At 63.0% G+C, this 10,587-nt stretch carries 10 protein-coding genes and 2 pseudogenes; 7 read left to right on the forward strand and 5 right to left on the reverse strand.

All coding sequences use genetic code 11. From position 1 onward, the window contains the following. On the forward strand, positions 1-530 hold a 530-nt coding region (locus AC1DWA_RS32620; protein WP_477917562.1), incomplete at its 5' end, for a DUF8185 domain-containing protein. Between the two features lie 66 nt (positions 531-596). Here AC1DWA_RS32620 and AC1DWA_RS32625 read toward each other — a convergent pair. Next, a complete protein-coding gene (locus tag AC1DWA_RS32625) occupies positions 597-2,195 on the reverse strand; it encodes a glycoside hydrolase family 13 protein (protein ID WP_477917564.1) in 1,599 nt (532 codons plus the stop codon). A gap of 106 nt (positions 2,196-2,301) precedes the next feature. Between AC1DWA_RS32625 and AC1DWA_RS32630 the strand changes: the two genes are divergently transcribed. Beyond that, a complete protein-coding gene (locus AC1DWA_RS32630) occupies positions 2,302-2,793 on the forward strand; it encodes a cupin domain-containing protein (RefSeq protein ID WP_019749095.1) in 492 nt (163 codons plus the stop codon). A 4-nt stretch (positions 2,794-2,797) separates the two neighbouring features. Here the strand turns inward: AC1DWA_RS32630 and AC1DWA_RS32635 are convergent, their stop codons facing one another. Beyond that, entirely contained in the window at positions 2,798-3,205 is a 408-nt protein-coding gene (locus tag AC1DWA_RS32635; protein WP_003944464.1) for a globin, read from the reverse strand. A 182-nt stretch (positions 3,206-3,387) separates the two neighbouring features. On the opposite strand from AC1DWA_RS32635, the gene AC1DWA_RS32640 reads away from it, so the two are divergent. The 3 genes from AC1DWA_RS32640 to AC1DWA_RS32650 all read left to right on the forward strand — a co-directional run bounded on the left by AC1DWA_RS32640 (position 3,388) and on the right by AC1DWA_RS32650 (position 4,906). Continuing rightward, positions 3,388-4,086 carry an HNH endonuclease gene (locus AC1DWA_RS32640; RefSeq protein WP_020908239.1) on the forward strand — a complete coding sequence of 233 codons (699 nt, stop codon included), beginning with the start codon at positions 3,388-3,390 and terminating at the stop codon, positions 4,084-4,086. Positions 4,087-4,176: 90 nt separating this feature from the next. Beyond that, on the forward strand, positions 4,177-4,440 hold the full coding sequence (gene ctaJ, locus AC1DWA_RS32645; protein WP_007730943.1) for an aa3-type cytochrome oxidase subunit CtaJ: 264 nt from the start codon (positions 4,177-4,179) through the stop codon (positions 4,438-4,440). After that, positions 4,427-4,906: a DUF5130 domain-containing protein gene (locus AC1DWA_RS32650; RefSeq protein WP_019749092.1), complete on the forward strand. Its 480-nt coding sequence runs from the start codon at positions 4,427-4,429 to the stop codon at positions 4,904-4,906. Before ctaJ ends, AC1DWA_RS32650 begins: the two co-directional genes overlap by 14 nt. Positions 4,907-4,932: 26 nt before the next feature. Here the strand turns inward: AC1DWA_RS32650 and pepN are convergent. Then, positions 4,933-7,437 (reverse strand): annotated as a pseudogene (gene pepN, locus AC1DWA_RS32655) (aminopeptidase N); the annotation flags it as partial. Between the two features lie 65 nt (positions 7,438-7,502). After that, entirely contained in the window at positions 7,503-8,738 is a 1,236-nt protein-coding gene (locus tag AC1DWA_RS32660; protein ID WP_477847072.1) for an NAD(P)/FAD-dependent oxidoreductase, read from the reverse strand. A gap of 166 nt (positions 8,739-8,904) precedes the next feature. On the opposite strand from AC1DWA_RS32660, the gene AC1DWA_RS32665 reads away from it, so the two are divergent. Further along, positions 8,905-9,528, forward strand: a complete 624-nt coding sequence (locus AC1DWA_RS32665) for a DsbA family oxidoreductase (RefSeq protein WP_003944541.1) — start codon at positions 8,905-8,907, stop codon at positions 9,526-9,528. Here AC1DWA_RS32665 and AC1DWA_RS32670 read toward each other — a convergent pair. Next, on the reverse strand, positions 9,516-10,394 hold the full coding sequence (locus AC1DWA_RS32670; RefSeq protein ID WP_021333424.1) for a M48 family metallopeptidase: 879 nt from the start codon (positions 10,392-10,394) through the stop codon (positions 9,516-9,518). The genes AC1DWA_RS32665 and AC1DWA_RS32670 overlap by 13 nt on opposite strands. Positions 10,395-10,494: 100 nt before the next feature. Here AC1DWA_RS32670 and AC1DWA_RS32675 point away from each other — a divergent pair. Then, positions 10,495-10,575 (forward strand): annotated as a pseudogene (locus AC1DWA_RS32675) (ribose-5-phosphate isomerase); the annotation flags it as partial. Positions 10,576-10,587 lie beyond the last annotated feature (12 nt).

Genomic DNA, 10,587 nt, shown 5'->3' on the forward strand with positions numbered 1-10,587 from the left:
CTCTGGCGACGCGAACCGTGGCGGGCACCATCAACCCTGACGACACGTCGGCTGCCGGCGATCAGTTGCTCTCGGCGGTGGAGCAGGCAACAGGTGAGCTGATCGATCCGGGGTTCGCCATGGATTCGGCGTGGCGTGGGGCGTTGCCGCCGATGGACGGCTTCGAGCACCTGGACGACGTACCCGCCCGGGTGTTGATCGAACTGGCGCAGCGGGGCAACGCCTTGGCGCTCGAGCATGGAAGTAGCCACGGCCCGCCGGCGTCGTTGCTCGATCAGGACGTGCTCGAGGTCAGTGGTCCGTCAGGCACGGTCGGGATCTCGATGCGAGTTATTTTTGCCCTGACCGCAATGGGATTCGTTCCGCACGCCGGATCCGAAGCGATGACTGCGGACATCGATCTCGAACAGATCGACGCGTCGGAACTGGTTCGGGTGCGGGCGAGTAGATCGTGGGTGCGCCTCGATGCACGGTTTGGTTCGATCTACCGTCACCGCGGTGGTTCGATACCGCTGATGGTTGCGCGGTAGGAGTTCAGGCGACGGCCACCACCAGCGCGATGGGGCCGCCGCCTGACGACGTGCGAGAGTGTTCGGTCAGATCAGCCACGCCGCAGCGTTGACGGGCAACTGACCGTCGACGAGTGGTGCGCTGCTCAACAGCAGCTGCCCGCTCGGCAGTGCGATCGGCACCTCCGTGGTGTTGAGAGCACAGATCAGACCGCCGCGTCGACGGAAAGCGAGGCAGCCGGGGGGACTGCCGTACCAATCGATGTCGGTGCCGGAAAACTCCGGCCTGGCGCTACGAAGTTCGAGGGCGGCGCGATACAGCGAGAGCATCGAGTCGACGTCCTCGATCTGAGCCTCCACGGTGAGCGTCGACCACTCGGCCGGCATCGGCAGCCAGGTGCTCGCACCGGTGGTGAATCCGAAAGGCGGCTCGGTTCCTTCCCAGGGAAGGGGCACTCGACAGCCGTCGCGTCCTCTCTCGGCATGCCCGGATCGTTCCCAGACCGGGTCCTGTAGTGCATCGTCGGGCAGGTCGACGTTCGGCAGGCCGAGTTCGGCTCCGTTGTAGATGAAGCTCGCGCCCGGAAGCGCCAACTCGACGAGGATCATCGCCCGTGCGCGTTGCGTTCCGATCTCGCCCCCGCCGTAGCGCGTGACTTCACGTTCGACGTCGTGATTCGACAGTGTCCACGTGGGCACACCCCCGACCTCGGCGACGGCCGCGAGGGAGTTCTCCACGGCCTCTCGGACGGACTYGGCGGAGAATTCGGTTTCTGCAAGCCGGAAGTTGAATCCGAGATGCAGTTCGTCTGGCCGGATGTATTCGCCGAACTTCTGGTTGTCCTTCACCCAGATCTCGCCGACGGTCATCGCCTCCGGGAACTCGTCCATGACCTTGCGGATGCCGCGGTGGATTTCGTGAACTGCCGGATTGTTGAACCGCGGGTCGTCGTCGGAATTGCGCATGAGCTCGTTGAGCTCCCAGTCGTGGTCCGGCAAACCGTCCGGCTTGGCCATTCCGTGGGCCACGTCGATGCGGAATCCGTCGATTCCGCGCTCGAGCCAGAAGCGCAGAGTCTTGGCGAGGTCGTCGAAGACCTCGGGGTTGTCCCAGTTCAGGTCCGGCTGTTCCTTGGCGAAGATGTGCAGGTACCACTGGCCGGGTGTTCCGTCGGCTTCGGTGACGCGGGTCCATGCCGGGCCGCCGAAGATGCTCGGCCAGTTGTTCGGCGGTTCGTTGCCTTTTTCACCTTTGCCGTCTCGGAAGATGTAGCGGGATCGCTCCGCAGAACCGGGCGCCGACGCCAGGGCTGCCTTGAACCACTCGTGCTGATCACTCGTGTGGTTCGGGACCAAGTCCATGGTGACCTTGATTCCGCGCTCGTGGGCTGACGTGATCAGCGAATCCATCGTCGCCAGATCACCGAACAGGGGATCGATGTCGCGAGGATCCGAGACGTCGTAGCCGTGGTCTGCCATTGGTGACTTCATCACCGGGCTCAACCAGATCGCGTCGATGCCGAGCAGTTCGAGGTAGCCGAGTTTCTCCTCGACTCCGCCGAGGTCGCCGATACCGTCACTGCCCGAATCGGCAAAGGAACGCGGATAGATCTGATAGAAGACCGCCTCGTTCCACCACGGGGCTTCGGGCCGGCTTACAGAGGACGAATCCGCGGGGGTGCTCACAGCAGTTCATAGTGCCAAACGTCTGGCACTCTCACGACTTGGACACGGCAAAAGCGTGACTCTTTACCTAGCCTTGGTGTACTTTGCATTCACGCGGTGACTCCATGTGGCAACTTTGGTGTTACTGCCGGGGGAGAAGTATCGAGAATTCAACCAAGGGGGCTTGGCCTTGACTTTGTCGGCAATCGAAGCGGTCAGTTTGGATCACGTACTGCTCGACGATGATCCGATCAACCGTGACTGGATAATCTTCGGCACACCGGTTGCACGGTCGGCGCAATGGTCGGCGAGTAAAGACGGGACCACGACTACGCACGTCTGGGATTGCACGAAGGGGCGCTTCCGCTGGTACTTCCATGCGGACGAAATCGTGCACATCATCGAAGGGTCGGTCACCGTTCAGGGCGACGGAATCGCGAAACGAACCCTGGGCGTCGGCGATGCCGCACTCTTCCGGGCGGGTAGCTGGTCGGAGTGGGAGGTCGAAGAGTACGTGCGCAAGCACGCAATCTTGAGTTCTCCGCTACATCCCACGGTGTCGTTCGGGGTACGAGCGGCCCGCCGGATCGCGCGTGTGTTCAGGCCGAAGGCGAAGTAAACGGTCAGATGGCGGAGTTCACCATGGACGCAGCAGCCATCTCCATGTAGTCGATCAACTGCTTGCGGTGCACCGGGCTCAGGGTCTTCTCGTCGATGGACGCGATGGCGACGTGCATGCACCTAAGCCACGCATCACGCTCGATCGGGCCGATCACGAAAGGATTGTGGCGCATCCGCAGACGCGGGTGCCCACGCTCCTCCGAGTACGTGTGCGGCCCGCCCCAGTACTGCTCGAGGAACATCCGCATCCGCCGCTCGGCCGGGCCGAGATCCGCCTCGGGGTAGAGCGGGCGCACAACCTCGTCCTTCGCGACTTCTTCGTAGAATCGCGCGGTGAGCTTGTGAAACGTCTCGGCTCCGCCGACGGCGTCGTAGAAGGTCTGCTGCACGTCGTGCTGTACGTCATTCATGGCAAGTTCCATTGTGCCTGACGGCCGTAGTGGTCGGTTTCCGGGTCGACGACGGTTGCATCGGGTCGGAATGCGTACCCATTCACCGGAAATTCACCGGCCGTCCTGGCAATTTTGTTCGAAATGGGAGTGCGTAACGCGATCATCCGTGGTCAACTTGGGGGCAGTCTCCCGGAGGTCGTATGAAGAACCGACATGCTGCACGCAATCACCGACAACTCCAGCCCACTAGCGCGCGGAACGACCACGCGTTAGGGGCTGTTCTGGAAGTTGTTCCTGACGGGTTCGCGCACACTGCTGACCCACTCTTTTCCGAAGAGCATTCTCACCTCGAGATGTTCCCTCCCGATCGCGTTGTGCCCGAGTGGGTAAAACGTCGGGTGCTACTGCTCAACGTCACGTACGAACCGCTGACCGCCCTTCCTGCCAGGCGCGCGGTCGTACTGATGGCCTGCGGCAAGGCCGATACCGTCCACGAGGACGAACAGGGCCCGGTAGTCCATTCTGCGGACTGGTCGGTGCAGGTTCCCTCGGTCATTCGATTGCGCACCTATGTGCGCGTTCCGTATCGCGCCCGCATCCCCATGACCCGTGCCGCACTGATGCATCGTGACCACTTCCGATGTGCGTACTGCGGAGCCAAAGCCGAAACCATCGACCACGTCGTTCCTCGCAGCCGAGGTGGCGGGCATTCGTGGGAGAACTGCGTCGCGTGCTGTGCCCCCTGCAATCACCGCAAGGCCGACAAGATGCTCAGCGAACTCGGATGGACTCTCCGTGCGGAATTGGTTCCCCCGTCCGGTCCGCATTGGCGTCTGCTCGCGGCGACCAAGGAATTGCATCCGGCGTGGATGCCGTATCTCGGCGTGGGCGCAGCCTGAGCCGCGTTCTGTCGTCACCGAAACGAAATTGCCCGAGAATTTGTGGCCCTGACGCTTTCCTTCCTGGCGTTCTGGGCTACGTTATCTGGTGTGAGCATTCTCGAGGTAGTACTGATATACGTTGGGATTCCGGCCTTGATCACCGCGTTCTTCGCGGCTGCGTCCTTCCTCGGGAAGAAGACGCCGGGACCGGTTCCGCCGGCGTTCCATCTCGGTGAGTCGTGGGATCACGCTCCCGTGCTGTGGAGTGCTGTCGACGAAGTCACCGTTCGCGGTGGCCATCACGGCAGTGCACACGCAATCGAAGCCGGTTCGGCTGATCTGATCGGAGGGTCCGCAAGTGGCAAGTGGTGATCATTCGACCGCGCTCGCAGTAGCGCCCGAGGACCTGCCCGTCGGCAGCGTCGTCACGTCCAGCGGACGCGTTTCCGGTGTGCACCGCATCGGCGAGCCGTTCACCGACGATCTTCCGTTCGAGACCATGGATCTGGTCGCGCTCGACGTCGCGATGACCGAAGCGACGCGGGCCACCAAGGTGCGATTCAACGCCTACATCGGTGATCTCGGTTCTGATCCGGCAGCGGGTGCCGACGCACTGTTCCCGACCACGCCCGAAGCCGAGCGTTCCGTGCTGATCGCCGTCTCGCCCAACCAGCGCACCGTCGAGGTACGCAGCGGGCGGGCAATCGCCGATCGGGTCACTGATCGCGTTACCCAGCTCGGAGCAACGGCAGCTGTTGCATCCTTCAGTGAAGGCAACCTGATCGACGGACTGATCAGTGCCATCCGCGTTATGGCAGCCGCAATTTCAGCGCCGTAACTGTTTGTCAGACACAGGCCGGTGCCCGCGGGAGGGATGTCGCCTTCGAGGAATCGGTCTGCCGCCGCGACGGATTCTGCGGAGATCGACCACGCCGGGTACAGCCCGATGACGACGGTCTGTGCCACTTCGCTCGAGCGTCGTTCCCACACCGCCGCGATGTCGGCGAAGTAGCGGGAGACGAAGGGTTCGAGCAATTCGTCCTGGCCTTCGCGAGCGAACCCGCCGATGATCGATCGTGCGGTGATGTTGGGCACCGAGTCGTCGCCGACGACCTTCGCCCATACCTCTTCCTTGACAGCAGCCTGCGGACGTCCGGCCGCGGCCGCCGCGGCTTGACGAGCGCCCGCAGCGGTCGGGTCACGCTGGGCTTCGGCGTCGATGAACGGAGTCGCGGTTCCTTCAGCGTCGATCTCACCGGCAGCTGCCAGTGCCCCGACGATGCGCCAGCGCAGGTCCGTGTCGACGATCAGGCCGTCGAGCCCAACGGTGGAGGGATCGGCGTCGAGCAATTCGCGCAGTACCTCGGTGTGCCACGGGGAGAGTGCTGCACCGGTGAGTGCGTTGACGAATGCCAGCTGGTGGTCGGACCCGGCCTCTGCCTCACGCGCGAGTTCGAGCAACCGATTGGCGAAGCTCGCCGCGCCTTCGGCCTCGGCCCAGGCCGGATCTGCGTAGGAGCCGATGGCGGTTTGGGCTTGGAGCAAGAGACGTTGCACCACACCGACTTCGGTCTCCGAACTGATACCGCGCTCGACCAGTGCGACGAAGTCGCGTGCCTTCAGTTCGGCCTGACGGGTCATTTCCCACGCCGCCGACCAGACCAGGGTGCGGGGGAGTGAGTCGGTGATGTCGCCGACCCGCTCGATCGCCGTCGCCAACGATTCGGGATCGAGTCGCACGGAGCCGTAGGTGAGATCGTCGTCGTTGACCAACACGAGTGCACCGCGGGCGACGCCGACAAGTTCGGGGACGTCCGTGCTTTCCACGGCATCGAGGTCGAGTTCGACGCGATGGCTTCGTACCAACTTGCCGTCGACGTCGTCGTAGATGCCGATGGCGATCCGGTGGATTCGCCGCTCGCCGGCGCCTGGTGCCGCACCGTCCTGCAGGACGGCGAAGCGGGTGAACTTTCCGTCTGCGTCGACATCGAAGTCGGGGCGCAGGATGTTCAAACCGGTGGTCTTGAGCCACTGTCGACCCCAGTCGGAAAGGTCACGGCCCGAGGACTTTTCGAGTGAGCCCAGCAGATCGTCGAATGTTGCGTTTCCGAATGCATGCTCACGGAAGTACTCACGCAGTCCGGCGAGGAACGGCTCGAGTCCGACGTATGCGACCAACTGCTTGAGGACGCTGGCGCCCTTCGCGTAGGTGATGCCGTCGAAGTTGACCTCGACGGCAGCCAGGTCCGGAATGTCCGCGGCAATCGGGTGCGTCGACGGCAACTGATCCTGGCGGTATGCCCACGACTTCTCGACGTTGGCGAACGTCGTCCAGGCGTTCGTGTACTCCGTGGCCTCGGTCTGGCACAGGACCGAAGCGAAGGTCGCGAACGACTCGTTGAGCCACAGGTCGTCCCACCACGCCATCGTGACGAGGTCGCCGAACCACATGTGCGCCATTTCGTGCAGCACCGTCTCGGCACGACGCTCGTACGAGTAGCGGGTCACCTTGGAGCGGAAGACGTAGTCCTCGAGGAAGGTCACGGCGCCGGCATTCTCCATCGCGCCCGCATTGAATTCGGGGACGAAGAGCTGGTCGTACTTGCCGAAGGCATAGGGAACACCGAAGTTGCGGTGGTAGAAGTCGAATCCCTGCTTGGTCTCGGTGAAAAGCCGCTCCTCGTCCATGAACTCGGCCAGCGAAGCGCGGCAGAAGATTCCGAGCGGGATGTCGCCGTGCTCGTCGGAGTAGTTGTCGGTCCACTGCGCGTAGGGACCGGCGATGAGCGCCACCAGGTACGTGCTCATCTTCGGGGTGGTCCGGAAAACATGCTTGCCGGGATCGGCGGCGAGGGTCTCGACGACCGCGGAGTTGGAGATGACCTTCCACGACGTGGGAGCGGTGACGCGGACGTCGAAGGTCGCCTTCAGATCGGGCTGATCGAAGCACGCGAACATGCGCTTGGCGTCAGCCGTCTCGAACTGTGAGTAGAGGTAGACGGTGTCATCGGTCGGGTCGACGAATCGGTGCAGCCCCTCGCCGGTGTGGGAGTAGATGCAATCGGCCTCGATGACCAACTCGTTGTCGGCAGCGAGGTCGGGAAGGCTGATGCCCGTCGACTCGTCGTAGTCGGAGACGTCGAGTGCGGTGCCGTTGAGGACCGCGGAATGGACTCGGGCCGCGACGATGTCGATGAAGCTGCTTGCTCCGGCCGTAGCCGTGAACGTGACGGTGGTCTTCGAAGAGAACGTCTCCTCGCCGGGTGCGTCGTTGCCGTCCGTGAGATCGAGTTCGATCAGGTAGTTCTCGACGGTCAGGATTGCTGACCGTTTCGCTGCGGTTTCGCGTGTCAGGTTCGGTGCGACCACAAAGATCTCCTCGTAGATGGTGCGGATCTATTACGTCCATCCCATCACGAAGAGAACGGCTCTACTCAAGCGGACACTTCTGCCAGCGGAATCTCCGGATCGGCCAGCCGTTCCGGATCGACGGGACGCGAAGAGGCGACCAATTCCTTGATGGCGTCACCGGCATCCCAGATGTTCACGTTCATGCCGGCGAGCACCTTGTTCGCGGAATCGAGCCAGAAGGCCAGGAACTCGCGCTTGTCGACATCGCCGCGAGTGACGACACGGGAGTAGCCGCCGTGCGGCGCGTGACCCACGTATTCCATCCCGAGGTCGTACTGATCGGTGAAGAAATACGGCATGCGCACGTACTCGGCGGGCCGACCCAACATGGTGTCTGCGGCGGTCTCGGGTTGGTTGAGTGCGTTTGCCCAGTGCTCCACCCGAATTCGTGCATTCAGAATCGGATGCTGTGCGGCCGCGATGTCGCCTACTGCAACGACGTCGGGGTCGCTGCTCTGCAGACCGGCGTCGACGAGAACTCCGTTGTCGACGTCGATACCCGCCTCCGACGCCAACTCGGTGTTCGGCAACGCGCCGACAGCAATCAACACGGCGTCGGCCGGAATCACGGTGCCGTCGCTCAAAGTGACGCCGGCGGCGTGATCGCCGTCGACAGAGATTGCGCTGACGTCCGTGCCAGTGCGCAAGTCGACGCCGTTCTGGCGGTGCAGAGCGGCGAAGACCTCACCCATTTCCGGGCCCAGGGTCGATTCGAGCGGAAGGCCGGCATGCTCGAGCACGGTGACATCGACGTCGAAACCGCGAGCCGACGCGGCAATTTCGAGACCGATCCAGCCGGCACCGATCACGACGAGCTTCTTGTCGGCGGCCAGGGTGCGCAGTAGCGCAGCGGCTTGTTCGACTGTTCGCACGTAGTGAACGCCCTCGGCGTCGGACCCCGGGATGTCGAGGCGCCGCGAACGTGAGCCGGTGGCCAAGGCGAGCTTGTCGTAGCTGATCGTGGAACCGTCCGGAAGTGACACGGTGTGCGCAGCGGGGTCGATGGCCGTTGCCGTCGTTCCCGGACGAAGATCGATGTGATGGTCGCGGAACCACTCGCCGTCGTGGACGGTGAATTCGGGGAGTGTCTTCTTGCCTGCGAAGAACTCTTTCGACAGCGGCGGCCGCTCGTACGGAAGGTGGTCTTCTTCGCTCAATACGGTGATCTCACCGTCGAAATCTCTGTCACGCAGGGCTTCTGCGATCTTTGCGCCCGCGAGCCCGCCGCCGACGATCACGAATCTCCGGTTGGTRCTCATTACTGAACCACTCCTTCGTACTCGTTTCTTTTCGACACTACTGCGATCGGAAGGTGGTTCGGGGGAAAGCGCGGGAAGGATTGCGGGTTCATGATTGTTGGCAGAACGGGAGTATGTCCCCGAACTGACAGAACCTGACCGACATGAACTGATAGGGAGTTTCTTCGTGAGCGCAACCTCGAGTAAGACCACGGACACTGCTGACTTCTGGTTCGACCCGCTCTGCCCGTGGTGCTGGATCACCTCGCGCTGGATTCTCGAGGCCCAGCAGGTACGCGACATCGAGGCCAAGTTCCACGTGATGAGCCTTGCGGTTCTCAACGAGGGCCGCGACCTCCCCGACGAGTATCGCGAGATGATGACCAAGGCCTGGGGCCCGGTCCGCGTCGCTATCGCTGCAGCGCAGCTGAAGGGTGACGAGATCCTGCTGCCGCTGTACACGGCCATGGGTACGAAGATTCACAACGAGGGCAACAAGGACTTCGCCGACGTCATCAAGTCGTCGCTCGCCGAGGTCGGACTGCCGCCCGAACTGGCCGAGGCTGCCGACACCGACAAGTACGACGAGGCACTGCGTGAGAGCCACCACAAGGGCATGGACGCCGTCGGACCCGACGTCGGAACCCCGACGATCCATGTCAACGGCGTGGCGTTCTTCGGTCCCGTGCTGTCACGTATCCCGCGCGGCGAGGATGCAGGCAAGGTGTGGGACGGCGCCGTCGCGCTGGCCGGCTACCCGCACTTCTTCGAGCTCAAGCGGACCCGCAACGAGGATCCTCAGTTCGACTGAGCGGTAGTGAGCGCCGGATTTCGGTAGAGCTGACCGGGCCGGAAGAACAGATGCCCTGAGTGCGTGCGGTTGCGAAGCGCGGCCGCACGCCAGGTCAGCACCGGATGCGACGACAAGATGTTGACGAACCACGGGAAGAAACCGGATTCGAGTGTCGCGCGATCGGCGAGTTCGTCGAATCCGACCAGACCCACGAGATACTTTCCGGCGCCGAGGACACCCATGGCGCCCGGTGCTCCCTGTGGGCGCATGTGAAAACCGAAGTTGTCTGCCGTGTACTCCATGGAACGCGACAGCGAAGATCCGATCACCGGAATGTAGTTCGACGCGAACTGTCCCCACTGGCGCCAGTACGACGCATGCCCAGCAGCGATGTGGCCGACCTCGTGACCGATGATGAATGCGAGCGCATCGGGCTCGCGGGCCTGCCCACCGACCTCGAACAGGTCGCTGTAGACGACGACGAAACGCCGAAATCCGTGCCCTGACGCAAATGCGTTGATCCGTCCGTTCCCCAGCACGACGTAGGCATCCGGCGGAGTTTTCATGCCGAACCGTGCCGCGGCCTCGGCAACCAGCTGATACCCCTCCGGAAATTGCGAAGGCGTCATCTTGATTCCGTTGACCTGCTGCGATCCGTACAGCTGACCTCGCGCGAGGAACAGCAGGATCGGAGCCGCGAGCACCACGAGGATCCACGTCGACAGATCACCCGCAGCGATCAGAACGATCGCCACCACATAGGTGACGACTGTCGTCAGAACGGCGAGCACGAGTAGCGGGATTTCCCACGGGTGGCGAACCGCGTCACTGCCTGGTGACACACGAACGGCGGGTGCAGCGGCCTGGCCGTTGACGGGGTACATGGGCACCACGATAGGTGCGCTCGCGCGGCGATGCGTGTTCCTGAAAGTGTGACGTCGACCCGGGTGCGCCCGGCTGGTCGGGCCTGAGAGAATTGTCGCCATGCGCGTATACCTGGGTGCCGACCATGCCGGATTCGAACGTAAGAACGAGATCATCGAACACCTCAAAGCGAACGGCCACTAGGCCATCGAC

Source organism: Rhodococcus sp. P4_F3_2, from assembly GCF_056401335.1.

Excerpts from the sequence above, each read along its gene's own strand:
- AC1DWA_RS32635 (WP_003944464.1), bottom strand. The coding sequence starts at position 3,205 with ATGAATGACGTACAGCACGACGTGCAGCAGACCTTCTACGACGCCGTC.
- AC1DWA_RS32640 (WP_020908239.1), top strand. The coding sequence starts at position 3,388 with ATGAAGAACCGACATGCTGCACGCAATCACCGACAACTCCAGCCCACT.
- AC1DWA_RS32670 (WP_021333424.1), bottom strand. The coding sequence starts at position 10,394 with ATGTACCCCGTCAACGGCCAGGCCGCTGCACCCGCCGTTCGTGTGTCA.